This window comes from Nocardia sp. CA-136227, assembly GCF_050955695.1.
Lineage (GTDB): Bacteria > Actinomycetota > Actinomycetes > Mycobacteriales > Mycobacteriaceae > Nocardia.
Genome location: NZ_CP192081.1, coordinates 3,780,305 through 3,805,244 on the forward strand (window position 1 = coordinate 3,780,305; position 24,940 = coordinate 3,805,244).

A 24,940-nucleotide genomic window follows, 5' to 3' on the forward strand; every position below is an offset into this window, starting at 1 on the left:
CGGGCAACCGGTTTCGTTACCGCATCGAACAACCGCTCAGCGTTCGGGACCGCCGGGGTTGCACAGCGCCGACACCGTCGCGTCGTACCCGACCGCGGGCCGCCACGGCTCGATGTTCCAGCTGGTCTTGTCCGGCGCGACCGCGCGCGCCCACTCCCAGTGGCATCGGAACTGGTCGTACATGCCGGGGGAGTCCGCGTCGGGAGCCAGCGCCAGCACCTCGCCCCAGGCGCGCTCCCCGGCCGTCGGGAACAGATCGATGCGTCCGGCGCGGGTCGGGAAGATCTTCAAACGGCGGCCGTCGATCTCGTCGGTCCACTCGGTGTGATCGATGAGCGCCTGATCGGCCATCGGGTCCACCGTCGGCGTCACCGGGCTCGAGATGGCCGCGGCGCTCGTCGCCGCCGCCGTGGGCACCGGTTGCACGGGTGCGACGGTCGCCGCGACCGGCCCCAGCGAACTGACCACCACCGGCGCCGAGTCCTCGGCCGCACCGCAACCGGTCAGTACCAGTGCCAGCGCGAGCACGGGTGGGCCACCCGCGAGTTTCCAGCGCCGCCGCATGGGCATACGCCCCTTTCGTTCGATTCGTCCGGCCCGGATCCGAAACTACCAGCGATAATCGCGCACACTCGGAACACGCAGGGCAGACCCGCACTTCGGTGCTCCGGTTTTGCCCGCGCTGGTGTATTGGCCCAGACAGCCCCTACGATGTCACGCGCGGGGCGGTTCGTGAAAGAGGGGACCGTCCGGCACCCTTGGTACCGGATGGTTGCTGACTGGTAGGGGAACGATGAATGCCGCGAACGTGAAACTGCTTGTGTGGGAGTGCGACAACACCCTCTGGGATGGGGTGGTGTGCGACTCCACCGCCGGAGCGCTGCGCGCCGAGGCCGCGCGCTCACTGCGCATCCTCAACGAGCGCGGGGTCATGCACGCGGTCGCCTCCCGCGGTGAATGGGCCTGGACGGTCGAGCAACTGCGCCGCCATGGTGTCGCCGACCGCTTCGCCGCCGTCGAGGTCGGCTGGGGCCGCAAGTCCGCCGCCATCGCCCGTATCGCCGAAACCCTCGGTGTGGGCCTGGGCCAGGTCGGCTACATCGACGCCGAACCCCTCGAACGCAGCGAGGTCGCCCACGCCCTGCCCCAGGTCCGCTGCTACGCCGCGCGCCACGTCGACGTCCTCGCCGCGCTCCAGGAATTCCGCGCCCCGATCGGCGACGTCCCGCCTCCGACCTCCCCGATGGGCATCTCCCACATCCACGCCCACTGAGCCGAATCGCCCCGTAGCCTCGGTGCGATGTACCGACTCTCGATCCTCTACGGACATCCGCAGGATCCGACAGCATTCGACGAGTACTACTGGAATACCCACATCCCGATCGCTCGGGAGATGACCGGCCTGAAGAAGTGGACCATCGGCCACGGTGAGAGCGCCGACCCCAGCCTGCCTTCGCCCTACTACCTCGTCGTGGGCCTCTACGCCGATTCGCGCGCCGAACTCGAGGCGGTCCTCGCCAGCCCGCAGGGGCAGGCGGCGGTCGCCGATGTGCCCAACTTCGCCACCGGCGGTGTCACTTTCGTCTACAGCCACGAGCGAGACCTGCTCTGATGACGACATGGGTAGGGCCCCGGCCGTCGATCGGCCGGGGCCCTACCCATGTGCGGGATGTCAGGCGGGCGTGGATTCGGACCTGCCGCCACGGATTTCGACGATCGGCAGCACCAGGGCCGCGGGGGCCGAGGCGGGGACCATCGGCTGCAACGGTGCAACGGGTGCAATCCGGGCGTAGCCCGCGGACTGGTCCGGGCGGGTGTCGACCTGACCCTTGTTGGGCCACATGGCCGCGGCGCGCTCGGCCTGGGCAGTGATGGTCAGCGACGGATTCACACCCAGGTTGGCCGAGACCGCGGCGCCGTCGACGACCGAGAGCGTCGGATAGCCGTAGACGCGGTGGTAGGCGTCGATGACGCCGTGGTCGGCGTCCGCGCCGATGGCCGCGCCGCCCAGGAAGTGGGCGGTCAGCGGAATGTTGAAGACCTCGCCCCAGGTGCCGCCCGCGACACCGCCGATGGTGTCGGCGACCTTGCGGGTGACCTCGTTGCCGGCCGGGATCCAGGTCGGATTCGGTTCGCCGTGGCCCTGTTTGGAGGTGAGCTTGCGTCCGAACAGCCCGCGCTTGGTGTAGGTGGTGATGGAGTTGTCCAGATGCTGCATGACCAGCGAGATGATGGTGCGCTCACTCCAGTTCTTCACCGATATGAACTGCAGCAGCATCAGCGGGTGCCGCAGCACGATGCCCAGGAAGCGCAGCCAGCGCGGGATGCTGCCGCCGCCGTCGACCATGAGCGTCTGCAGCAGGCCCATCGAGTTGGAGCCCTTGCCGTAGCGGACCGGCTCGATGTGGGTGTCGGGGGTCGGGTGGATGGAGGAGGTGATGGCCACACCGCGGGTGAAGTCGACGTCCGGGTTCACCTTGCGGGTGGCCGCGCCCAGGATGGACTCGGAGTTGGTGCGGGTCAGCACGCCCAGCCGCGACGACAGCTGCGGCAGGACGCCCTTGTCGCGCATGGCGAACAACAGCTGCTGGGTGCCGCGGGTGCCGGCGGCCAGCACCACGTGCTTGGCGGTGTAGGTCTTGGGCTGCTTGCGGAACCAGGCGCCGGTGCGTTCGGTCTCCACGCCCCAGGTGCCGTCGGGCAGCGGGCGCACGGTGGTGACCGTGGTCATCGGGAACACCTGCGCGCCACCCTTTTCCGCCAGGTACAGGTAGTTCTTGACCAGGGTGTTCTTGGCGTTGTGGCGGCAGCCGGTCATGCACTCGCCGCATTCGATGCAGCCGGTGCGCTCGGGGCCCGCGCCGCCGAAGTACGGGTCGGGCACGGTCTTGCCCGCCTCGCCGAAGAACACCCCGACGGGGGTCTGCACGAAGGTGTCGCCCACGCCCATGTCCTCGGCGACCTGCTTGAACACCTCGTCCGCGGGAGTCATGTGCGGATTGGTGACGACACCGAGCATCTTGCGGGCCTGCTCGTAATAGGGCATCAGCTCGTCGTGCCAGTCGGTGATCTCGCGCCACTGCGGGTCGGCGAAGAACGGGGCCGGGGGCACGTAGAGGGTGTTGGCGTAGTTGAGGGAGCCGCCGCCCACGCCCGCGCCGGCCAGGATCAGCACATCGCGCAGCGGGTGGATGCGCTGGATGCCGAAGCAGCCCAGCTTCGGGGCCCACAGGAACTTGCGCAGGTCCCAGCTGGTGTCAGGGAGCTGGTCGTCGGCGAAGCGCTGACCGGCCTCGAGCACGCCGACCGAATAGCCCTTCTCGGTGAGGCGCAGTGCGCTGACACTGCCGCCGAAACCGGACCCGACGATGAGCACGTCGAAATCGGTGTCGCGTTGGGTCATGAGAACTCCCTTGTCGTCGTCGACAGTGTGGCGGCGGTTACGCTAATGCGGACAGTTGTGGCTGTCAACGTTGGGCCGGGTTGCGGTATCTATGCTGTTCGCGTGGACCGATACAGCCGCCTGCAACTCGCCGAACTCAGCGGTGTCGCCGCCCGCACCATCCGCTACTACCACTCGGTCGGCGTGCTGCCCAAGCCCGGTCGCGCGGGCAAGGAAGCGGTCTACGGTCCCGACCACCTGGAACGACTGCGGGCCATCACGGCCATGCAGGCGCGCGGGTTGCGCCTGGACGCGATCCGCGAGGTGTTCGAGGCCGAGGTCCCCGGTGACGGCGACTGGCGGGAGGTCTTCGATCCGCGCTACAGCGGCGACCTCGACACCGGCACGGTCCTCGACGACGACGCCCTGACCGAGTTGCTCGGTGATCGCCGCCCCGAGATCCTCGACGACCTGCTGTCCGAGGGCTACCTCGAACCGCTCGGCGCCCGCTGGCGGGTGCCCGAACCGGCCATGCTCACCGGCGCGCTGATCCTCTACGACGTGGGCACCGACATCGCGTTGTCGGGCGTGCTGCGCAAGCTGATCCGCACCCACATCGCCACCCTGGCCGACGAGATGATCCGGGTGGTCCGCGAGGCGTCGGGCCGGGAGTACACCGGCGAGGGCATCGATCTGGATCTGGATCGCTTCCGGGACCGGTTCCTCGCCGCGGCCCGCGAGGTCGGCGGCGCCACCCTGGCCGAGGAGGTCGAACGCGCGGTCCGCCGGCGCTGAACCGCGCCGCGCCCGCATCAGGGCGCGGGGACCGCGGTGGGGACGGTGACGGGGTTCTCGCAGCTGGCCGGGGGATCGACCAGCTTGCAGTCGGACGGGAAGCGCACCGGTTCGTAGCCCGAGGGCACCCCGCCGGCGGTGATGATCTGCCGGTAGGTGTCGACCGCGTCGGTGGGCTTGCGGGTCAGGCTCGGATCGGTCTGCACGTCCACGGTGTAGAGGCCGAAACGCGGTGCGAACGAACCCCACTCGTAGTTGTCGGTGAGGCTCCAGTAGTTGTAGCCGATCAGGTTCATGCCGTCGGCCTTGGCGCGCTGCAGCCAGTACACGGTGTCGCGCAGATGATCGGAGCGGGTGTAGCCGTCGGCGCGGGGCTTGCCGTTGTCGGTCGGCATGCCGTTCTCCACCACCCACAGCGGCTTGCCGGGGAACATCTTCGAATAGTGCTGCAGCGCATAGTAGATGCCCTCGGGGCGGATGGGCAGGTCCCACATCCCGGCGGGCGGTGCGACCGACCCGTCGGGCATATTGACCGTATTGGCCTTGGGCGGCTCGTAGCCGAAGTAGTAGTCCACGCCGATGAAGTCGAGCTTGTCGCCGATGCGTTCCATGAGCGGCCCGTTGACCTGCGCCTCGGCCCCGGCCACGTACCCGACATTGCTGGTGACCAGCGCCTTGGGCTGCACCTGGTGGATGTAGTCGTAGATCTCGTTGTGCACCCGGGCGACCCGGTCGAGCATCTGGTCGGCGTCGGTGTCGTTCTGGCGCACCTCGTGCATGATGTAGGCGACCGGCTCGTTCACCGTCACCCACACCGGATTGCGGGCGGTGTAGCGGTCGACCACCTTGCGGGCATTGGCCAGCCAGTCGCCGACCATGGCGTCGTCGTTCCAGCCGCCGCGTTCGGCGGCCCAGCCCGGGTACACCCAATGGTCCAGCGTCAGCATGGGTTCCATGCCGTTGGCCACGATGTCGTCGATGACGCGGTCGTAGAAGGCGAAGCCCTCCTCGTCCCAGACCCCGGGTTCGGGCTGCAGGCGCGCCCATTCGATGCCGATGCGGAACACCTTCGAGCCCAAGCCCGCCGCCAGCGCGATGTCGGTCTGGTAGCGGGAGCGGAAGTCGATGGAGTTGCGGTAGCGGTCCCAGTCGGGATTGGCGTCGATGTAGTTCATCCAGTTGCTGTCGGGGGCGTGCCCTTCGGACTGGAAGCCGGACGCGGCCACGCCCCACAGGAAGTCCGGGCCCATTCCGCCGTGGGTGCCCGGGGTCGCGGGCGGCAGCGCGGGAGTCGCGTGGGCGGAGGTGGCCACCGGCAGCAGCGTCGCGGCGGCAGCGAGCCCAGCTAGGACTAGTCGGTGCAGGCGACGGCGCATCGGGGCTCCTTCTCCGGGACGCCTGGTCGGAATGTCCCATTCGGAGCGTAGCTGTCGATTAGCTGAATTCCGGGGCAGTGAGGGGCGTGTCGCGGGGGCCGGTGCGCGCGGCTGACCCGCCGAAAAGCGCCGGATTTCCGGTCCGGAAAACCGGCGCACGGCCCTCACCTGCTGCGATAACGGTCCCGTTGATGATCTCGGTGTCGAGCCGCACCCACGCCGCCTACCGTTCGTGATGTACCGGCCTGTGGCCCAAGCGGTTCCAGGAGGGGGAGTCACAGTCCGGTGCAACCACCCGGCGACGCTCTAGCGCGGAAGCGTCACCGGGTCGGCACAGCTGGCGAGGGCATCGACCAGCGAGCAGCCCGCGGGCGGGCGGGTCGGCAGGTAGTCGCTCGGCACACCGGCGTCGTGGGTGATGGCGCGATAGGCGTCCACGGCGTCGGTGGGCCTGCGGGTCAGGCCCGGATCGGTGCGCACGTCCACGGTGTAGAGGCCGAAACGCGGTGCGAACGAACCCCACTCGTAGTTGTCGGTGAGACTCCAGTAGTTGTAGCCCATCACGTTCATGCCGTCGGCCCGGGCGCGCTGCAGCCAGTAGATGGTGTCGCGCAGGTCGTCGGCACGGGTGTAGCCGTCCGCGCGGGGCTGACCGTTGTCGGTGGGCATGCCGTTCTCGACGATGTAGAGCGGCTTACCGGGGAGCCGCTGCGCGAAGTGCCGCAAGGTGTAGTAGATGCCGTCGGCCTGCAACGGCAGTTTCCACAGCTCCGAGGACGCGAACGCGCTGAACTGGCCGGCGGTGTCGGGGGACAGGCCGTAGTAGTAGTCGATGCCCACGAAATCCAGCTTGGCCGCGATGGCGTCGAGCATGCCGCCGTTGACCAGCGGATCCGCGGCGGGCACGTAGGCCACATTGCTGGTCACCATCGCACCGGGCTGCCGGGTGTGGATGTGGTCGTAGATGCTGTTGTGCGCCTGGGCCAGTCGCGCCTGCATGGTCAGCGCCTCGGCGGCGGGCAGCCCGCCGTTGCGGACCTCGTTCATGATGTAGGCGAACGGCTCGTTGATCGTCACCCAGATCGGGTCCGCGCTCGCGTACCGGTCGACCACCATCCGCATGTTCGTCAGCCAGTCCTCGACCATGCCCGGATTGCCCCAGCCGCCGCGATCGGCCTCCCACCCCGGATACACCCAGTGGTCCAGGGTGATCATCGGCCGCATCCCCGCCGCCCGGACCGCGGCGATGACCTTGTCGTAGAACGCGAATCCGTCGGCGTCCCACTCGCCCGGCCGCGGCTGCACCCGCGCCCACTCGACGCCGAGCCGGTAGGTGTCCACACCCAGATCCTTGGCCAGCGCGATATCGGAGGCGTAGCGGTTGTAGAAGTCGACGCTGTCGCCGTAGGGGTCGTAGTCGGGATGGGTGGCCACGTAGCGCCGCCAATTGCTGTCGGGCGCATGCCCTTCGCTCTGGAATCCGGACGCGGCCACGCCCCAGTGGAAGTCCGCGCCCAGGCTCGGCAGCTCCGCCGGAGCCGGGGCCGCGGTGGCCGGGGTCGCCGCGGCCAGCAAGGCGGTGGCGGCCGCCAGGACCGCGAGGGCGTGACGTCGGGTGTGCACGGGCATGGCACTCCTCATCCGGCGAACAGTGGATCGGTCAGGCGACCAGCATTATTGCGCGACCCGCGCTCGAACCATGCGGGGTTCGACCGAAAAGTCCTGTCCGGCCGCGACATCGAGATAGCGAGAGGCTAGCGTGTCGGCGCTCAGGTCCTCCTGCACCACCCACCCCGTATCGCGCACCGCGCGGGCGACGCTGGTGACGCCCGTGGGAGGCACCTCGAGCACGATCTCCGCGCCGCCTTGGCAACTAGCTAGCAACCGCAACACTGTAGTGGTCGCTCCGGGACATGTGGGGCCGCCCCCGAGGTCGGTTGCGGTACCGCCCGAGCCGCGGCGGCCCGGGTCGTCGAGTCGGATGGCGAACACCGGGTCCCCGGGCTCGAATCCGGGTGCGAATCGGACGAATTCCGCGAGTTGCTTCGGCGTGGCTCGGCCGCCGGACTCGGAATCCCCTGGTGGCGGCACGATTCCGCCATCATGCTCGGTGACCCGGATGACTCGCACGTCACGGTACGGATTGTGCGCGATGAAAGTGTCCAGGGCAGTGCCGAAAACGAGGACCTGACGGGTCCCCGCCGATACCGCGTCGGCGAGTCGGTCCTCGGCATAGCGCTGCCGGGCCGCCGCGAGCAGTCGGCGGTTCCGACCATCGGATGGGTGCGCGACCTCGTGGCCCGCGGCGGCGGCTCTCATGCGCCCGGCTCGTCGTCGCGCGGCTCGGGCCCCGGAGCATTACCCGGACCGTGCGGACCGGGGCCGCGATGACCGTGCGGTCCATGGTGCCCGGGTCCGGCGAACGGACGTCCCGGCGCGGGCGGCATGCCGGGACCCTGGGGCCATTCGGGCATGCCTGGCATGGAAGGCATTTGAGGCATGGAGGGCAGGGGTGGAATGCCCGGCATGGGCGGAATGGTGGGAACCGGCGGAATCGGCGGCGTGGAGTGCAGCGGCGGAATCGGGATCCCGGCGCCGGCCCCGCCGAAGCGTTGAAACGCGGCTTGACGTGAGGTGCCGAAGATCTCGCCGATCTCGGCCCAGGTCCGCCCTTCGTCGCGGGCCTGGCGCACCAGCGACCGCAGCACATCGTCGACGACCCCGTCGAGACTGCGCGCGGCCCGCAGCGCGGCCATCACCGAGGGCGGCGGAACGCCCTGGCCAGGGCGTAATACCTCGACCACGACATCGGCATTGGTGGACAACAGCTTTGCCAGGATCGCGCGCTCGTCGGCGGGATCCCGGTGCGGAGAATCACTCATATGTAAATGCTGCCTTGACGCGAATTCCGCTGTCAAGGAATGATTTACACACCCCCGCTTACTGAGCATTAGCTGAAAGAAATGCGGTTTGTTTGCCGTCCCTATAACGTGTTCGTCAGCGATCTGGAGGTGCAGGGCGGAGGACACCTGAAACATGACCGATCCAGAGAGATCCGCGGCCGAATACGAGCTAATCGAGCTGGTTCGGAAGGCCGGATTCGAGGGACCGGCCTGGAAGCCGTTGGCGGACAGTCTGGTTCGCCACGCATTGGCCGTCCTGGGGCCGTGGGTACGCAGCGGCTGGATTTTCGCTGTCGCCGAACGCGAGGGAATGCCCTTGCGTCCGACCGCGCAGGAGCGGCTGCTGGTGGAGACCCGCTTCGCCGAGGACTTCGTGCGCGAGACCATCACCCGCGCCCTCGAACGCTTCCGCCGCGCCGCCCGGGACGGTGACGGCTGGGACGCCGACAGCGGACAGAGTCTGGGCGGCTACTTCCTCGGCGCGTGCGTGCGCGCCTTCGTCGAGCACTTCCGCCGCAGCCGCCGCGGCGGCGATCTCTACCGGTACCAGCCCGCGTCGACGGTGGCGGTGGTGAGCGCGGACGGCCCCGAGCTGTCCGAGGTCCTGGCCGCCGCCGAGGACGTCGCCGGATCCGTCGTCTCCCGCCTGGCGTTCCGCAGCCGCCTGGAGGGCCTGAGCGACCGCGACCGCGCGCTCGCGTGGGGCAAGGCGATGGGCCTGAGCGCCCGCGAGATCGCGCAGCTCTTCGCGTTCCCGTCGGTCCCGGCCGTCGAAGTGCGCTGGGCCGGACTACGCAGTGACCATGATTGGATGACCGGCCTCGACGGCCAGGAGGTGGCCGAATGAGCCCCGATCACACCCCCGACCCCGTGCTGCGCATCGCAGACCTGCTCGAACGCTCCTCCCTCAATGACCCCGCCCTGCACCGTCTCTACGCCCGCATCCCGCATCGCACCCCGACCCGGCGCAGCACACCCGAACCGATCCCATCGGCCGTCACCGGATTCGCGGCCCGGATCAACGAGCTCTTCGACGCCATGCCCGCCCCCGGCGGACGCCCGCACACCAACTCCGCGGTCGCCGCCCAGCTCACCGCCTGGGGCCACCCCATCTCCAAGCCGTACCTGAGCCAGCTGCGCTCGGGCGCGCGCACCAACCCCTCCCGCGAGACCATCGCCGCCCTGGCCCGCTACTTCCGCGTCCGCCCCGACCATTTCGCGACCGCCGCCCACCCCGTCCCGCGCGGCCACGACCTGGACCTGCTCGCCCGCCTGCAGTTCCCCGGCCTGCGTGGACTCGCCATCGCCGCCGTCGATCTGAGCGAGGAGTCCCAGCACCTGCTCATCACCATGGCCGAACGGCTACGCCTCACCGAGGGCCTGCCGGAGGTGGGCGCGGGCGGCCTCGAATAGCCCGGCGGCGGTATATACGAAATATCTTGTGCTGAGCCCGGCTTCGGAAAGCCCTGGTCTGGCACTGTGACCGGGTGCCGACCCCCGAACCGCCCGTCCTCGCCGCCTACCGCGCCGTCCCCGACGCGGGTCCGCTGCCGCTCGGGCGTCGCGCGGTGGCCGAGTTCTCCGGCACCGCCGCCCTCGCCGCCGTCGTGATCGGTTCGGGCATCGCGGCCGACCAGCTCTCACCCGGCGACCTCGGGCTGCGACTGCTCGAGAACTCGACCGCCAGCGCGCTGGGGCTGGCCGTGCTCATCCTGATCTTCGGCCCGATCTCGGGCGCGCACCTCAATCCGGTAGTGTCGCTGGCGGATTGGCTGGGCGGTCGCCGAGACCGCCGGGGGCTGTCCACGCGGGCGTTCGGCGTCTACGTCGCCGCCCAATTCTCCGGTGCGATCGTCGGTGCGCTGCTGGCCAACACCATGTTCGACCGGTCTCCGCTGCAACTCGCGACCCAGCAACGCGTCACCGGCGGCCACCTGCTCGGCGAAATCCTCGCCGCCGCCGGACTGGTCGCGATCGGCTTCGCGGCCGCCCGGCTCGGACGCGGAGCGAGCGCCGCCGCCGTGGCCGCCTACCTCGGCTCGGCCATCTGGTTCACCAGTTCGGGATCGTTCGCGAATCCCGCGCTCACCCTGGGGCGCATGCTGTCGGATTCGTTCACCGGCATCGCCCCGTCCTCGGTGCCCGCGTTCACCGCGGCCCAGATCCTCGGCGGCCTGGCCGGTTCCAGCCTGATCACCCTGCTGTACCGCCCGGCCGTCCGCGGCGTCTAGGCTCCGCGCGTGGTCGAGGGGACCGCGAACGAGGTGCGGTCGCCGGACCATCCGTCGGCCGGCACCAGCTTCTCGAGCACGGCGAGCTCCTCGGCCCCGAGCTCGACCGCGGCCGCCGCGGCGTTCTCCAGAATCCGCGCCGCCCGGCGGCTGCCCGGGATCGGCATCACATCGGGTCCCTGCGCCAGCAGCCACGCCAGCGCCAGCTGGCCCGCCGAAATGCCCAGCCGCGCGGCCATCTCGCGCAACGCTGCCACCTGTGCGAGATTCTCGTCGAGGTGTTCGCCCTGGAAGCGGGGGTCGTGACGGCGGAAATCGGCGTCGGCGGCCGTGCCGGCATCGAGTGTGGCGGTGAGCAGGCCGCGACCCAGCGGGCTGTAGGGCACCAGCCCCACCCCGAGTTCCCGCGCCACCGGAACGATGTCGCGCTCGGGCTCGCGCCACAGCATCGACCATTCGAACTGCACCGCCGCGATCGGCGCGACGGCGACCGCCGCCCGCAGCTGCTCGGGCGACGCCTCCGAGATGCCCAGGTGCCGCACCTTCCCGGCACTCACCAATTCGGCCATCGCCCCCACGGTTTCGGCGACCGGCACCTGCGGATCGACCCGGTGCAGGTAGTACACGTCGATGACCTCGCGCCCGAGCCGCGCGAGCGACGCCTCGCAATACCCCCGCACGTTCTCCGGCTTGCCGTCGAGCCCGACCCCCGCGTCGGTGCGCACGATCCCGAACTTCGTCGCCACCAGCGCGTCGGTCTCGGCCAGCGCCTGCCCGACCAGCCGCTCGTTGTGCCCGAGCCCGTAACTCATCGCCGTATCGAACACCGTGATGCCCGCCTCGTACGCCGCCCGGATGGCCGCGGTCGACTCGGCGTCGTCGGCCGCGCCGTATCCCTGGGAGAAGCCCATGCACCCCAGACCGATCGCCGACACCGTCACGCCGTCCCCGAGCCGCTGCATTCGCATGCCGTCATGCTCGCAGCTCCGCGCGAGCCCCGCCAATCAGCGGATCGATGAAAGGTCTTGGCCGCCCGCTGGAACGCGTCCGCCGAGGTGAAGCGGGGGAATAGCTGAGCCGGGTGGGCTCGCGCGCGGCCGTCGGCGGGGCATCCGAGCGGTGCCGGGCGCGGCGCCCGAGGTCGACGCCCACCTTGATGGTCGAGTGTCCAGAATTCGGGGTTCAGACCTCGGGTTCGGCGACCCGGATCGGCGGGTGCTCACGCAGCGAGCCCTCGGCCTGCAAGAGTGCGCTGAAATGCGATGAGCTGCATGGACTCCGGTCGGCGGTTTGCTCGGAGATACCGAAAGGTTCGGGGACACAGACGATTCTGCTATGGTGGCTCCGCCGATTTCAGGATCGGCCGGACGACAAGAGAATTGATGAATCAAGACAACGCCGTGCTGCTTTCCTGGGTCCTCGCCGCCGCTCTCGTGCTCGCGGTGGTAGGGGTGGTATTCCTGTGGCGCGCCGTGCGCGCCGAACGTGGGCGTGTCGCGGCCGTGCGCGAGGAGCAGTCTGATCGCGAGGCCGCGGTCGAGGCCATGATCGCGAATCTGACCGAGAATGTCGTGCCCGCCATCGGTGCGGCGGTGCGCCGCTCGGACCCCGATAACCCGACCGTGAACCTGCCGGTGGTGCTCGAACAGTCGCGTATCGCGGAGCTGGTGTGGCAGTGGACCGCCCGCTGCGGCGAGGAGCTGCAGAAGGTCGCCACCGAGACCGCCGAGCGGGTCGCGCGCGAACGCGCCAACGAGACCCAGCTCGCCCTCGCCGAGGCCGAATCCTCCCGTGAGACCGCGATCGCCCAGGTCGAGGAGATGGCGCAGCTGGCCATCGCCCAGGCCGAGGAGGCCGCCCGGGTCTCGGTCGCGCAATCGAGCGAGAGCGCCCGCGCCGCGGTCGCCGACGCCGCCGACAGCGCTCGTGCGCAGGTGGAAGGCGCCGCCCGCGACGCCACCTCCGCGGCCGTGCGAGCGTTCGGCGCGTCCGTGGTGAGCCTGGGCGCCGACGTCAGCCAGGTGGTGAGCGCCGCGCTGCGCCGCCACCGCAATGACGAGACCTTCGAGACGCTCACCCGCATCGACCATTCCGTGCAGCAGATGATCCGTCAGGCGCAGTCCTACGTGATCGTCTGTGGTGGTCTGCCCGGCCGCCGCTGGCCGCAGCAGTCCCTCACCGACGTCGTGGGCGGGGCCACCGGCCGCGTGCGCGACTACACCCGGGTGCGTTCGGGCGAGCTGGACCGCCCGGTGGTGAGCCGTGTGGTCGAGCCGCTGGTGCACACCATCGCGACGCTGCTGGACAACGCGCTGCGCTACTCGCCGCCGACCTCGTTCGTGGACATCGGGTTCCAGGAGGGCCACCACGGGGTCACCGTCATCGTCGATGACGCCGGCGTCCGGATGAACCCCGAACAGCTCGAGGAGACCCGCCGCGTGCTGGCCGGCGACCAGGTCGTCGACATCCACGCGCTGGGCCCGACGCCGCGCGTCGGCTTCCCCGGTGTGGCCGCGCTGGCGCGCCGCTACGGGTTCTCGGTCTACATCGACGGCCCGAACATGTACGGCGGTATGCGTGCCATGGTGTTCATCCCCGAATCCCTGCTGGCCGCACCGGCCGCCGCGCAGCTGACCGCCCCGGCCGCGGTGCCCGCGCCCGCCCCGGTGCCGATGACCGTGGCGCCTCCCGCCCCGGTGGCCGCACCCACCCGGCTCCCCGCGCCCGACCCCGAACCTACTGTGGTGGCCATGGATTCGGTCGCACCCCAGGAACTGACCTCCGGCGGCCTGCCTCGACGGCGCCGCCGCTCCGCGACGGTGGCCCTGGCTGCCACCGCCGGCCCGGACGCCGCGGACCCCACCGCCCCCGCGCGTCCCGATATCGCCGCTGCCTGGCACAGCGGCTCCCAGCGCGGCCGTGCGGCCGCGTACGAGCACTCCGAAGGGATGACATCGTGACCGGTACGCCCGCGACGGCAGTGAGTGATACCAACCGGCTGGCCTGGCTGCTCGAGGATCTCGAGGCCCCCGGTGTCCGGTTCGCCGTGCTGCTGTCCGAGGACGGCCTACGCATCGCCCACACCAGCGGCGTCAGCATCGACGATGCCGAGCGGTTCGCCGCCGCGGCGTCGGGTCTGCGGGCCCTGGGCAAGGCGCTCGCCGAATTCTGCGGCGGCTCGCCCGGGAACTCGGTGCGCCAGAACATGACCGAATACGCCGACGGGATGATCTTCATCACCGCCGCCGGAGCCGGTGCGCTGTTGGGGGTCTCGACCACCCAGGACGTGGACGTCAGCCTGATCGCGCACCGGATGAACGAACTGGCCGGGCGGGTCGGGCGTGAGCTCGGCAGTACGCAGCGGACCAGAGTGGATCTGCCGCGGTCATGAGCCGGCCACGGCGCGATCCCGACCTGGTCCGGGCGTACGTGCGCACCGGTGGCCGATCGCGTCCGAGTCGGGCGCTGGATCTGGTCAGTCTGGTTGTCGCGGTAACCGATCCGCCACCCGGTGCGTCCCCGGACGCTCGCCGCATCCTGCAGATCGCTCGGCGCGGCGTGCTGACTCCCGCCGAGCTGGCGGCCTACCTGGATCTGCCGCCGTCGGTGGTGAAGATCCTGGTAGCCGATCTGCTCGACAGTGGCCATCTGGCCCACCCTGCCCCGGTGGAAGCGCTACCGGGACAAGCCCTCTTGGAGGAGGTACTCCATGGACTCCGCGCTCTCTCCGCATGAGCGCGTCGTCGACTATGTGCCGGAGACCGTCACCCGCACCGTGAAGTTGCTGGTGGCGGGGAACTTCGGCGTCGGGAAGACCACGTTCGTAGGCAGTGTGTCCGAGATCCGGCCGCTGCGCACCGAGGAGACGATCACCGAGGCCAGCGTCGGCGTCGACGATATGGCCGGGTTGCCGGGCAAGACCACCACCACGGTGGCCATGGACTTCGGCCGTATCACCCTCAATCCCCGCTTGGCCCTGTATCTCTTCGGCACGCCCGGCCAGCGCCGGTTCGTGCCCATCTGGGAGGACCTGGCCATCGGCGCGCTGGGCGCGCTGGTGCTGGTGGACACCCGCCGCCTGGACAAGGCCGACGAGGCGCTGTCGATCCTGGAGGAGCGCGGCGTGCCGTACGCGGTGGCCGTCAACGACTTCGACGGAGCGCCCCGCCACTCGCTCGAGGAGATCCGGGAGGCCCTCGACCTGGATCCGGACACCCCGCTGCTGCGTCTGGACGCCCGCGACCGCAACCCCTGCCTGCAGGCGCTGATCACTCTGGTCGAGTATCTGCTGGAGCCCCGCGTCTAGCCGTATTTTCTACGGGCAGAACATCATTCGTGGTGAGAGGCCCGGCGGAGCGGGCTGCGTGACGGATCTCGCAAGGACGGTCACCCGGTGTGGAATCTGCTGTACGGTGAGCGATTCCTGCAGGGTGAACTGAAGGAGTTTCGGAATGCCGTTTGCGAGCAGAGGATCGGTGAAGATCCACTACACCGATACCGGCGGGCCGGGTCCGGCGGTGGTGCTCGGGCACGGGCTGTTCATGGATCAGGCGATGTTCGCACCCCAGATCGAGGCGCTCGCGCCCGACTATCGGATCATCGCCATCGATTCGCGCGGGCACGGCGAGACCGAGGACGACGACACCCCGTTCAGCTATTGGGATCTCGCCCGCGACGCCTGGGCGGTGGTGGACGAACTGGGTCTGGACCGGGTTGTGGTGGGCGGCGTCGGGCACGGCGGGTTCACGGCCCTGCGTATGGCGCTGCTGGCGCAGCCGCGGGTCGCGGGTCTGATCGTGGTCGGCTGCAGCGGCACCGCCATGACCGCGCAACGCCGCGCCGGGTACCGGGAGGTGCTCGAGCAGTGGACGAGCAGCGCCACCCCGGGGCCCACGATCAAGATGGTGGGCTCGCTCATGGTCGGCGGCAGCGTCGAAGAGCAGCAGCCCTGGCGGGACAAGTGGGCCGCCGCGCCCCGCGACCGGATCCGGCTGTCCGGGGAATGCCTGGTCAACCGGGACACCGTGATCGAGCTGCTCGGCGAGATCCGGTGCCCGGCGCTGGTGCTGCGCGGGCTGGCCGATCAGGCGATCAGCGCCGAGCAGGTCGAGGAACTGGCCGCGGCCCTGGGCAATCCGGTGCCGGTGCACACCATCGCCGGGGCCGCCATGACCCCCTCACTCACCCATCCCGACGAAGTCAACGCGCTGCTGCGCGGGTTCCTCGCGGGCGTGCCCGTCTGATCACGGCTCGAGCAGTCCGATGAACAACTGGTGCGCCGGCCCGGGGGCGGTCGCGCGGTAGCGCTGCACCCGCACGTCGAACACGGTGGCGGTGCGGGGGTTCCGCAGCGTGAAGGTGGGGTCCTGGCGGCCGATGTGCACGTGCCCCTCGTTCCACAGCCGCCGGAAGTCGTACTGCTCGCCCAATTCCCGCAGCAGCCCGTCGAGGTCGCCGCTGACCGGCGCCCCGGCCGCGTAGGCGCGGAAGCGCCCGACCATCAACCGCGCCTCGCGCTCCCACTCCTCGAGCACGATGCGCGCCCGCGGATCGGTGAACATCCAGCGCAGCACGTGCCCCCGGCACGCCAGTCCCGGCAGCGCCTCGTCGAAGGCGCTGTTGCAGGCCACCACATTCCAGGCGTCGTCGATCGCGGCGGCCAGATGCGGCAGCAGGGCGTCGAGCGTGGTGCGCACCGCGGCGGCCGCCGTGTCACCGTGACGCAATGCCCGCGCCGACGACGCCGACGGGCGCTGCTGGGCCAGGTGATACAGGTGCACGCGTTCGGCCGTGTCGAGCTCGAGCACCACGGCCAGCGAATCCAGAATGGCCGGACCTGGATTGAGCGCCTCACCCTGCTCGATCTTGGCGATGTAGCCCAGACTGGCATGGGTGGCCTCGGCCAGCTGCTTACGGGTCAGCCCCGCCGGATAGCGCGTACTGGCCCGCGCCCGGCGTTCGCGCACGAACTCCGCCAGCGTGGGCGCGCGCAGCACCTCGACGGTCGGCAGCCCGAATTCGTTGTCGGCCAACGGCATCCCTTCGCACACGGTCATCTGCCCCCAGCCTAGGGGGCGGCACCGGCCCGGGCCGCATGGAACGACGACCCGGGGTGGCCGGAGGCGCCAGTACCACCGGCGGTGGTGGCGGCGCAACACCGTGTTTCGCACAGTGGTACTCGTGAATTCCCTTGCACCTGACTGGGGAATCCCAGCGGTTGCCAAGTGGGGAGCGCGCATTCGATATTTGCCGTGCGAGGGTCGGCAATGGCGCCGGCAAGGGAGTCGATGGGGGATCGGCCAATAGCGAGGAGCGGCACCGGAAATGGCCAATACTTCATTGTCGCGCGACGAATCGGGTCTACGGTCGCGCACGATAGTGATCGGCGAACAATCGTTTCCCTACTATTTCGGCCGCGACTGCGTCGCCGAGATCGGTGCGGCGATCACCGCCCTGGGACCCGACAAACTGGTGATCGTCACCGACGACGACGTCCGCGCCCGCTACCGTCACCACCTCGACACCCTGGCCGGATCCATTCCCGCGCTGATCCTCTCGCATCCCTCCGGCGAATCCATGAAGACGCTGACCTGCCTGTCGGGCCATCTGGAGACCGCGTTGCGGGCGGGTATCACGCGGCGTTCGGTGGTGGTGTCCTTCGGCGGCGGGGTACCCGGCAATCTGGCCGGGCTGATGGCGAACCTGCTGTTCCGGGGCGTGCGATTGGTGCACGTGCCGACCACCACCATCGCGGCCATGGATTCGGTGCTGTCGCTCAAGCAGGCGATCAACTCCGGGGTCGGGAAGAATCACATCGGCACCTATTACGCGCCCGAAGTGGTATTCACCGACGTCGAACTGTTCACCAGCCTGCCCGATCGGGAATTGCGTTCGGGGCTGTGCGAAATGGCGAAGAATTGCCTCGCGATCCAGCCGTCCGCGCTGGACGGATTGCGGCGGGTCATCGCGGCGGGCGAATTGAGCAGCCCGCATTCGCTGCTGTGGTTGCTGGACGCGAGCATCGCCGCGAAATCCGCGGTCACCCGGTCGGACACCTTCGAGCGCCGCGCCGGGCTGGTCCTCGAATACGGGCACACCACCGGGCACGCCATCGAGATCTGCGATCACCGGGTACGCGGGGTCGCCGGACTTCCGCACGGCGCGGCGATTGCGCTGGGAATGCTGGTGGCCGCGCATATCTCGCACGCGCGCGGGTGGCTGTCCGATGACGAGGTGAGCGTCCACTACGAGATCGTCACCGGGCTGGGCGTGGAGCCGGCGCTGCCCGCGTCGGTGAGCGTCGACGATGTGCTCGCGGTGATCGCCGACGACAACAAGAAGGGGTACCTGCCGCCGCGGCCGGGCACGGTGCCGTTCGTGCTGCTGCGGTCGCTGGGTCGCCCGGCGCTCACCGGCGACCTGCCGCTGGTGCCGGTCGAGGTGTCGGAGATCCGGGCCGCGCTCGATGTCGTCGCGCGGGCCTCCGCGCCGGTCGTGGTCGGGTAGGCCCGCGATGCTCGCACTGCACGGGGGTGCGGCGGTCCGCGGGGGACGGACCTGGCCGCGCTGGCCGCAATACGACAATCGGACCGCGGCGGAACTGCTTGCCGCGCTGCACTCCTCGCGCTGGTCGGTGACCTGGTACAGCCCGCGCGGCGGCAAGTCCCGCGAGCGGCTGTTCGGTGAGGCGTTCGCCCGCTACAACGACGCGGCCTACGGGGTCAGCGTGGACCACGGGTCCAGCGCGCTGGTGATCGCGTTGGAGGCGCTGGGGATCGGGCCCGGGGACGAGGTGGTGGTACCCGCCATGACCTGGGTCGCTCCCGCGACGGCGGTACTGCGTGTGGGCGCGGTCCCGGTGCTCGCCGATGTCGATCCCGATACCGGCTGCCTGACCGGTGATGAACTGCGCGCGGTCGTCTCGGCGCGCACCCGGGCGGTCATCGTGGTCCATCTGGCCTGCACGGCGGCCGAACTCGACGACATCGCGGCGGTCGCCGGTGACGAGAGACTCGCGCTGATCGAGGACTGCTCGCAGGCCCACGGCACCCGGTGGGCCGGGCGCGCGGTCGGGACCTTCGGGGCGATCGGGGTGTTCAGCCTCGGCGCGGCCAAGCCACTGGCCGCGGGCGAAGCCGGGGCCGCGATCACCGACCGCCACGACCTGTACGAGCGAATGCTCATGCTGCGCGCCGACTCTCGCGCATACGCGCAGGACGCGCCCGGTGCAGGGGAGTTCGAACTCGTCGAACAGGCCACCGTCATGGGCGCGAACTACTGCATGTCCGAACTCACCGCGGGACTCCTGCTCGACCAGTTGCCACGCCTCGACGACCAGCACGCGCTGCGTGAGGCCAGGGCCAAGGATCTGGAAGCCGGACTGCCCGACATTCCCGGCTTGGCACGCATCCCCGTCCCCGCGGCGGTGGATCGGCGCGCCATCTACGAATACGGAATCCGGCTGCAACCCGGTGCTTTCGGTCTCGCGACCGTCGATCAGGTGGCGGCAGCGCTCACAGCCGAACTCGGAACGAAGGTCTACCCGCCCCGCGATCCGCTGCACCGCAGCGCCCTGCTGCGCCCGCAGACCAAGCCCCGCTTCGCGCGGCGCTGGGCCGAGGCCGTCGACCGCGCCACCGGCCGCGACTTCACCGGCGCCGACCACTACCGCGACCACACCCTGCTCATGCACCACAGCGTGCTGCTGGGCGAGCGCGCCGACATCGACGACATCCTCACCGCGCTGGACAAGGTACGCACCCACGCCGCCGCCCTCGACCCGAAAGGCCTGGCATGACCTCGGAACTCATGGCCGACTGGCAGAGCCGCACCATCGACGGGATCCGCACCCGCCGCGCCGCCGAATCCGATTGGGAGGCGCTGCGCGGACGCTACGACCGCGCGTTCGGGGGCGTGAAGACCCACGATTTCGAGGCGTGGAAACGGCAGTTCCGGCTCGAGGACATCGCCGTGGTGGAAGACGTCACCGAGGCCGGGGAGCCGCGCATCGTGGGGACCGCGGCCATCATTCGCACCACGGTGACCGCGCCGGGCGGGGCACAGCTGACCGTCGCGGCCTGCGCGCAGGGCATGGTCGCCACCACCCATCAGAAGCGCGGAATCTACGCCAAGGTGCAGGCCGAGCTGATGGCCATCGCCATGGAGACCGAAGCCGACGTGTTCGCGGCCATGCCCGGGCCCGGCGGCAGTTATGCGTATGTCGGCGTCACCACCCACACGCGGCATCTGCGGATCGACCGTGGGCGGGCGAAACTCCGGGCGGCCGAACCGGATTCGGGTCGGGTGCGGGAGTCCTTGTACATCGAATCGATGGGGGAGTTGCGTCGGCTCTACGCCCGATGGCAGCAGGCCACGCCCGGGGCGCTGGATCGCGCGGAGTCCTGGTGGCCCAGCGCGTTGAACCCGCGGGCGTTCGTCCTGACGCACGCCGACGGCTATGTCGTCTACGAACTCGCCGGAGACACCGTGCATGTGCGCGACTTCTGCGCGCTCACTGTTCCCGCTCATCGCGAGCTGCTGCGCTGCCTGCTCGGACAAGGCGAGTACGCCCGAATCCTGCTCGACACCGCCATCGACGACCCCACCCCGCTGTTGCTCGAGGATGCCCGCGCGGCGGCGGTGACCGGCGTCGACGCCGGGCTGTCGACGTGGATCCTCAATCTGCCCAAGGCGATCGGCGCACGAGAGTTCCGGGCGGACTTCCACGGCGTCATCGAGGTAGCCGATCCGTGGGGGTTGAGCGCCGGGACCTACCGGCTCGACATCACCGGCGGCAACGGCACCTGGACGCCCGCCGAAGGCGCTGCCGCCGACGTCCGCATCGGGCCGCTCGAGCTCACCACCGCCTACTTCGGCACCCACTCCATCAGCGAGTTCGAGCGCGCGGGCCGCGTGCGGTCACTCACCGCCGGTGCCGCCGACGCGCTCGACCGCGCCTTCGCCACCACGCGGAAACCCTTCAACACCACACCTTTCTGAACGCACCCGAGGACACCACCGATGACAACCACCCCCGCCGAACCCCTGCCCGCCGACGGCACCGCGCGCGACACGACCCCGTCGGTCTGCCCGGTGACTGGCGTCGTCGGCTCCGGCATCACCCGCACCACCACCCCCACCGGCGATTCCGCCTGGCTGGCCACCGGCTACGACCTGGTCCGCGACCTGTTCACCGACCCGCGCCTGGGCCGTTCGCACCGCACCCCGGACACCGCGGCGCGCCTGGGGGAGTCGGCGTTCTCCGGCGGCCCGATCGGCAACTTCGACACCGAACTCGACGACCACGCCCGCATGCGCACCCTGCTGCAACCACACTTCTCACCCAAACGCATGCGGGAACTGCGCCCACGCGTGGAACAACTCACCACCGAACTCCTCGACGCCATGGAGGACCAGGGCCCGCCCGCCGACCTGCAAGCCGCTCTGGCGCTTCCGCTTCCGCTGCTGGTCATCTGCGAACTGCTCGGCGTCCCCTACGTGGACCGCAACCGCTTCCGGGACTGGGTCGACGCCGTCGGCAATGTCGCCGACCGCGCCAAGGTCGAACAGGGCGTCGCCGAACTGTTCGCCTACTGCCTGCACCTGGTCGGCCGCAAACGCCGCGACCCCGGCGACGACGTGGTGTCGCGCCTGTGCGCCGTCGACGGCGTCACCGACGACGAGATCGCCACGCACGCCATGGTTCTCCTGTTCGCCGGCCACGAAACCTCTGCCGTCCAGATCGGCGTCGGCATCCGCATGCTGCTCGAGAACCCCGCCCAGTTCCAGCTCCTGCACGAGCGCCCCGACCTGGTCGCCTCCGCCGCCGAGGAACTCCTGCGCGCCTGCAACGCCAGCAGTCTGCCCCGCTACGCCCGCCACGCCCTCGCCGTTGGCGACACCGACATCGCGCCCGGCGATCTCGTCCTGCTCGGCGTGGCCTCCGCCAACCACGACCGCACCACCTTCACCCACCCGGACCGGGTCGACATCACCCGTCAGGAATCGGCCCACTTCATGTTCGGCTACGGCCCCCGCTACTGCCTCGGCGCGCCGCTGGCCCGGCTCGAGCTCCAAATAGCGTTCTCGCAGTTGGTAACTCGTTTCCCGACGCTCACCTTCGCGGTGGACCCGGCCACCCTGACCGAACGCGACGACATCTTCACCGGTGGGCTCACGGCGTTGCCGGTGCGCTGGTAGCCGAGCGCTGGAAAGCGGTTCTGTACTCGCCGGGCGCGCACCCGGTGTGCCGTCGGAAGAGTTTGGCGAAGGTCGCTGCATCTCGATAACCGACGAGATGGCTGATCCGCGCCACCGAATGGTCGGTTTCCTCCAGGAGCAGGCCGGCCCGACGCACCCTGGCGCGCTGAAGGTATTCCAAAGGCGTCTGCTGCGTTTCGCTGGTGAAGCGGCGCAGCAGTGTCCGCGGGCTGACCCCGATGACCGCGGCCAGGGCGTCCAAGTCGTAGCGCTGGTCGAGATTTCGATCCAGGTACCGCGTCACCTCTCGCGACAGCTGGCCACCGCGGCGGGCGGGAACGAGTGCTGGATCGACGTAGGGCGTTTGCTGAGTCCGAGTGTCATCGAGCAGCGTCAGCCTCGCGGTCGTCCGCGCCACCCGATCTCCGTGGTGTTCACGCACCAGCGTCAACGCCAGGTCGTACATCGCGCTGAACGCGGCAGTGGTGATCACTTCGGCCTCGGCGACCACCACCGTGCGCTCGGCCACGACACTGACATCCGGGTACGCCTCCGCCAGATCATGCGTGTACAGCCACGAAGTGGTCGCCTCGCGACCACCGAGCAGCCCGGCCTCGGCCAACAGGAACGCCCCGACGCAGATCGAAACCACCTTCGTCCCCTGCGCGCGAAACCGCTGAATCGCGGCGATCTCCGGCACCAATCGCGACCGCACACCCGCGAACGCCGCGCCAGACCCCGTGTCGAACCCCGGCACGATCAACACATCCACCTCGCGCAGCGCCGACACCGCGACCCGCAGCCCACCCGCCGCCACCACCTGCCGCCGCGGCGACATCACCACGATCTCCGGCGCCTGCCCCGCCGGCGCGACCTGTGCCGCGATCGTCAGCAGATCCGGCACCGAGTACACATGCGACGCGAAGCACCCGTCGTACGCCAGCACCCCCACCCGCAACCGCGTCACACCACACCTCCCGATCCGATGGCCAGATCACCCTCATACCTGGCGATCCAGCCTATGTGACAGCCCGCCCGCACGCCCTACCTTCCTCCTCATGGACCACGACCCCCTCGACGACTTCACCCCACGCGCAGTAACCGTCGACGACATCACCAAGATCGTCCACGTCGCCGGATCCGGCCCCGCCGTCATCCTCATGCCCGAAATGCCCGGCATCAGCCCCGACGTAGCCCGCTTCGCCCGCTGGATCCGAGACGCCGGCTTCACCGTCCACATGCCCTCCCTCTTCGGCGTGGACGGCGCCTACCCCACCGTCGAACTGGGCAAGCGCGTCTACAACCACATCTGTGTGAGCGCCGAATTCCGAGTCCTCGCCGGAACCGGCACCAGCCCCATCGTCAGCTGGCTCCGCGGCCTCGCCCGCCAAGCCCACCAACAATGCGGCGGCCCCGGAGTAGGCGCCATCGGCCTCTGCCTGACCGGAAACTTCGCCCTCACAATGACCCTCGACCCCGCCGTCATAGCCCCCGTGATCAACCACCCCTCCCTCCCCTTCGACGACCCCGCCGCCCTCGAACTCTCCCCAGCCGACGCCGCCGCGATCGCCGCCCGCTTCGAACGCGACGACCTCCGAGCCCTCGGCTACCGCTTCGAAGGCGACAAATGGTGCACAGCAGCCCGATTCACCGCCTACCACTCCCTCCTGGGCGACCGCTTCGACGCCCGAGTCCTCCCCGCCACCCAAGCCAACCCAACCCCACCCCCCTTCTTCGCCCAAGTAGTCCAAACCCCCCACAGCGTCGTAACCGCCCACCTCGTAGACGAACCCGGCCACCCCACCCTCCAAGCCCGAGACGAAATCCTCTCCTTCCTAACCACCCGCCTGACCGCCCCCGCGCCATAACGGTAAGAACCGTGTCACCTGGTACATGAAGCGTCGCCGCCGAGATCGGCCCCGTAGGTAACTCGCGGCATCGAAAGGCGGTGTTCTCGCAGCGGCAGATGGCGCATCAGCGATGCGAATCGAGATCAGGCTGCGCTGGTGAACATGCCGTTGACCGGTTCGTTGGCGGGCGCGGACAGCGCATCGAGACGTTCGGTGAGTTCGGTCGGCAAGTCGATCTCGGTGAGATTTTCATCGAGCTGCTCGATGGTGCGAGGGCCGATCAGGGTTGAGGTGATGTCCGGCCGACCGGCTACCCACGCCAATGCGACGGCTGCCGCGATCGTGTCCAATTCGGTTGCGGCACGCGCCACTTCGTTGGCGATGCTGAGGTTGTGGTCGGTGAGCAGATCGCCGGCCCAGCGTTGGGCCATCGGCGCGGGTGAGGCCAGTAGCCGACCGAGTCGGCTATCGCCCTCCGCGACTGTGTCACGGTAGCGGCCGGTGAGCACGCCCGACCCCAGCGGACTCCAGGCGGTGACGCCCAGTCCGTGACGGTGGCAGGCCGGGAGTATCTCGGCTTCGATGGTGCGCGCGATCAGCGAGTACTGGGCCTGCAGCGCGGTGAACGCGGTGCCGCCGACGCGCTGTGCGGCCCATTGCGATTCGACGATCTGTGCGGCGGTGAAGTTGGAGCAGCCCAGGTAGCGGACCTTTCCCGATCGGATGAAACCGTCCAGGGTCGCCATGGTCTCCTCGATCGGGGTGTCTGGATCCCATTGGTGGCAGTAGTAGATGTCGATGTAGTCGGTGTTCAACCGGCGCAGACTCGCCTCGAGCGCGTGGGTCAGATGTGCCCGTGACAACCCGCGCTGGTTGGGGCCGTCACCCTGGGGCAGAAACGCTTTCGTCGAGACCACCACCCGGTCACGGCGGCCACGCAGGGCGTCACCGATGATCTGCTCGGATTCGCCGGAGGTGTAGCCGTCGGCGGTGTCGATCAGGTTGTGTCCCGAGGATAGGAATCGATCGATGATGCGCCGTGCCTCGGTCCGGTCGCAGCCGGCGAAGTAGACCGAGTCTCCGAAGTTCATGGCGCCCAGGCTGATCGGTGAGACCTTCAGTCCGGATTTGCCCAGTGTTCTGTAGTGCATCGTGCCCTCCCCGATAGAATCGGAATCATGATTCCGATTAGAAAATACGGAAT

The 24,940-nt window shown here is 69.5% G+C and carries 26 protein-coding genes; 16 read left to right on the forward strand and 10 right to left on the reverse strand.

The genetic code is table 11. The features are described from left to right. Positions 1-36: 36 nt before the first annotated feature. Positions 37-570: a DUF2599 domain-containing protein gene (locus ACQP06_RS17330; RefSeq protein ID WP_433673150.1), complete on the reverse strand. Its 534-nt coding sequence runs from the start codon at positions 568-570 to the stop codon at positions 37-39. A gap of 238 nt (positions 571-808) precedes the next feature. On the opposite strand from ACQP06_RS17330, the gene ACQP06_RS17335 reads away from it, so the two are divergent. Both ACQP06_RS17335 and ACQP06_RS17340 read left to right on the forward strand, forming a co-directional pair. Next, entirely contained in the window at positions 809-1,273 is a 465-nt protein-coding gene (locus ACQP06_RS17335; protein ID WP_357082114.1) for a hypothetical protein, read from the forward strand. Between the two features lie 27 nt (positions 1,274-1,300). After that, a complete protein-coding gene (locus ACQP06_RS17340) occupies positions 1,301-1,612 on the forward strand; it encodes an EthD family reductase (RefSeq protein ID WP_433673151.1) in 312 nt (103 codons plus the stop codon). 60 nt (positions 1,613-1,672) lie between these two features. Here the strand turns inward: ACQP06_RS17340 and ACQP06_RS17345 are convergent, their stop codons facing one another. Next, on the reverse strand, positions 1,673-3,403 hold the full coding sequence (locus ACQP06_RS17345) for a GMC family oxidoreductase N-terminal domain-containing protein (protein WP_433673152.1): 1,731 nt from the start codon (positions 3,401-3,403) through the stop codon (positions 1,673-1,675). Between the two features lie 102 nt (positions 3,404-3,505). Between ACQP06_RS17345 and ACQP06_RS17350 the strand changes: the two genes are divergently transcribed. After that, the gene (locus ACQP06_RS17350; protein WP_433673153.1) at positions 3,506-4,177 is read left to right on the forward strand and encodes a MerR family transcriptional regulator; all 672 of its coding nucleotides are present in this window, start codon (positions 3,506-3,508) and stop codon (positions 4,175-4,177) included. Between the two features lie 17 nt (positions 4,178-4,194). On the opposite strand, the gene ACQP06_RS17355 is transcribed toward ACQP06_RS17350, so the two are convergent. From ACQP06_RS17355 to ACQP06_RS17370, 4 genes are all read right to left on the reverse strand, one after another. Then, positions 4,195-5,553, reverse strand: a complete 1,359-nt coding sequence (locus ACQP06_RS17355) for a family 1 glycosylhydrolase (protein WP_433673154.1) — start codon at positions 5,551-5,553, stop codon at positions 4,195-4,197. A gap of 306 nt (positions 5,554-5,859) precedes the next feature. Continuing rightward, a complete protein-coding gene (locus ACQP06_RS17360) occupies positions 5,860-7,182 on the reverse strand; it encodes a family 1 glycosylhydrolase (RefSeq protein WP_433673155.1) in 1,323 nt (440 codons plus the stop codon). 45 nt (positions 7,183-7,227) lie between these two features. Continuing rightward, complete coding sequence (locus ACQP06_RS17365; protein ID WP_433673156.1) at positions 7,228-7,872, reverse strand: class I SAM-dependent methyltransferase; 645 nt, start codon at positions 7,870-7,872, stop codon at positions 7,228-7,230. Then, positions 7,869-8,435 carry a hypothetical protein gene (locus tag ACQP06_RS17370; RefSeq protein WP_433673157.1) on the reverse strand — a complete coding sequence of 189 codons (567 nt, stop codon included), beginning with the start codon at positions 8,433-8,435 and terminating at the stop codon, positions 7,869-7,871. The genes ACQP06_RS17365 and ACQP06_RS17370 overlap by 4 nt, the downstream gene beginning before the upstream one ends. A gap of 154 nt (positions 8,436-8,589) precedes the next feature. Between ACQP06_RS17370 and ACQP06_RS17375 the strand changes: the two genes are divergently transcribed. From ACQP06_RS17375 to ACQP06_RS17385, 3 genes are all read left to right on the forward strand, one after another. Next, positions 8,590-9,303: a hypothetical protein gene (locus ACQP06_RS17375; protein ID WP_433673158.1), complete on the forward strand. Its 714-nt coding sequence runs from the start codon at positions 8,590-8,592 to the stop codon at positions 9,301-9,303. A 191-nt stretch (positions 9,304-9,494) separates the two neighbouring features. Further along, a complete protein-coding gene (locus ACQP06_RS17380) occupies positions 9,495-9,869 on the forward strand; it encodes a helix-turn-helix domain-containing protein (RefSeq protein ID WP_379275555.1) in 375 nt (124 codons plus the stop codon). Between the two features lie 74 nt (positions 9,870-9,943). Next, a complete protein-coding gene (locus ACQP06_RS17385; RefSeq protein ID WP_433673159.1) occupies positions 9,944-10,687 on the forward strand; it encodes an aquaporin in 744 nt (247 codons plus the stop codon). Here ACQP06_RS17385 and ACQP06_RS17390 read toward each other — a convergent pair. Next, entirely contained in the window at positions 10,684-11,655 is a 972-nt protein-coding gene (locus ACQP06_RS17390; protein ID WP_433673160.1) for an aldo/keto reductase, read from the reverse strand. The genes ACQP06_RS17385 and ACQP06_RS17390 overlap by 4 nt on opposite strands. 414 nt (positions 11,656-12,069) lie before the next feature. On the opposite strand from ACQP06_RS17390, the gene ACQP06_RS17395 reads away from it, so the two are divergent. The 5 genes from ACQP06_RS17395 (at position 12,070) to ACQP06_RS17415 (ending at position 15,930) form a co-directional block, all read left to right on the forward strand. After that, entirely contained in the window at positions 12,070-13,647 is a 1,578-nt protein-coding gene (locus tag ACQP06_RS17395) for a sensor histidine kinase (protein ID WP_433673161.1), read from the forward strand. After that, entirely contained in the window at positions 13,644-14,078 is a 435-nt protein-coding gene (locus tag ACQP06_RS17400) for a roadblock/LC7 domain-containing protein (protein ID WP_379275509.1), read from the forward strand. The genes ACQP06_RS17395 and ACQP06_RS17400 overlap by 4 nt, the downstream gene beginning before the upstream one ends. Further along, a complete protein-coding gene (locus ACQP06_RS17405; RefSeq protein ID WP_379275510.1) occupies positions 14,075-14,422 on the forward strand; it encodes a DUF742 domain-containing protein in 348 nt (115 codons plus the stop codon). The genes ACQP06_RS17400 and ACQP06_RS17405 overlap by 4 nt, the downstream gene beginning before the upstream one ends. Continuing rightward, the gene (locus ACQP06_RS17410) at positions 14,397-14,993 is read left to right on the forward strand and encodes a GTP-binding protein (RefSeq protein WP_433673162.1); all 597 of its coding nucleotides are present in this window, start codon (positions 14,397-14,399) and stop codon (positions 14,991-14,993) included. Before ACQP06_RS17405 ends, ACQP06_RS17410 begins: the two co-directional genes overlap by 26 nt. A gap of 145 nt (positions 14,994-15,138) precedes the next feature. After that, entirely contained in the window at positions 15,139-15,930 is a 792-nt protein-coding gene (locus ACQP06_RS17415; RefSeq protein WP_433673163.1) for an alpha/beta fold hydrolase, read from the forward strand. Here the strand turns inward: ACQP06_RS17415 and ACQP06_RS17420 are convergent, their stop codons facing one another. Continuing rightward, a complete protein-coding gene (locus ACQP06_RS17420) occupies positions 15,931-16,743 on the reverse strand; it encodes a helix-turn-helix domain-containing protein (protein ID WP_433673164.1) in 813 nt (270 codons plus the stop codon). A 322-nt stretch (positions 16,744-17,065) separates the two neighbouring features. Between ACQP06_RS17420 and ACQP06_RS17425 the strand changes: the two genes are divergently transcribed. From ACQP06_RS17425 to ACQP06_RS17440, 4 genes are read left to right on the forward strand one after another with little or no spacing between them, the layout of a single operon-like run. Next, the gene (locus tag ACQP06_RS17425; protein ID WP_433673165.1) at positions 17,066-18,193 is read left to right on the forward strand and encodes a 2-deoxy-scyllo-inosose synthase; all 1,128 of its coding nucleotides are present in this window, start codon (positions 17,066-17,068) and stop codon (positions 18,191-18,193) included. Positions 18,194-18,200: 7 nt separating this feature from the next. Continuing rightward, entirely contained in the window at positions 18,201-19,484 is a 1,284-nt protein-coding gene (locus ACQP06_RS17430; RefSeq protein WP_433673166.1) for a DegT/DnrJ/EryC1/StrS family aminotransferase, read from the forward strand. After that, a complete protein-coding gene (locus ACQP06_RS17435; protein WP_433673167.1) occupies positions 19,481-20,686 on the forward strand; it encodes a GNAT family N-acetyltransferase in 1,206 nt (401 codons plus the stop codon). The genes ACQP06_RS17430 and ACQP06_RS17435 overlap by 4 nt, the downstream gene beginning before the upstream one ends. A 21-nt stretch (positions 20,687-20,707) precedes the next feature. Continuing rightward, positions 20,708-21,886 carry a cytochrome P450 gene (locus ACQP06_RS17440; protein ID WP_433673168.1) on the forward strand — a complete coding sequence of 393 codons (1,179 nt, stop codon included), beginning with the start codon at positions 20,708-20,710 and terminating at the stop codon, positions 21,884-21,886. Here ACQP06_RS17440 and ACQP06_RS17445 read toward each other — a convergent pair. Beyond that, a complete protein-coding gene (locus ACQP06_RS17445) occupies positions 21,861-22,853 on the reverse strand; it encodes a GlxA family transcriptional regulator (RefSeq protein WP_433673169.1) in 993 nt (330 codons plus the stop codon). The genes ACQP06_RS17440 and ACQP06_RS17445 overlap by 26 nt on opposite strands. 91 nt (positions 22,854-22,944) lie before the next feature. On the opposite strand from ACQP06_RS17445, the gene ACQP06_RS17450 reads away from it, so the two are divergent. After that, complete coding sequence (locus ACQP06_RS17450; RefSeq protein ID WP_433673170.1) at positions 22,945-23,754, forward strand: dienelactone hydrolase family protein; 810 nt, start codon at positions 22,945-22,947, stop codon at positions 23,752-23,754. Between the two features lie 125 nt (positions 23,755-23,879). Here ACQP06_RS17450 and ACQP06_RS17455 read toward each other — a convergent pair whose 3' ends face one another. Then, entirely contained in the window at positions 23,880-24,887 is a 1,008-nt protein-coding gene (locus ACQP06_RS17455; protein ID WP_433673171.1) for an aldo/keto reductase, read from the reverse strand. Positions 24,888-24,940 lie beyond the last annotated feature (53 nt).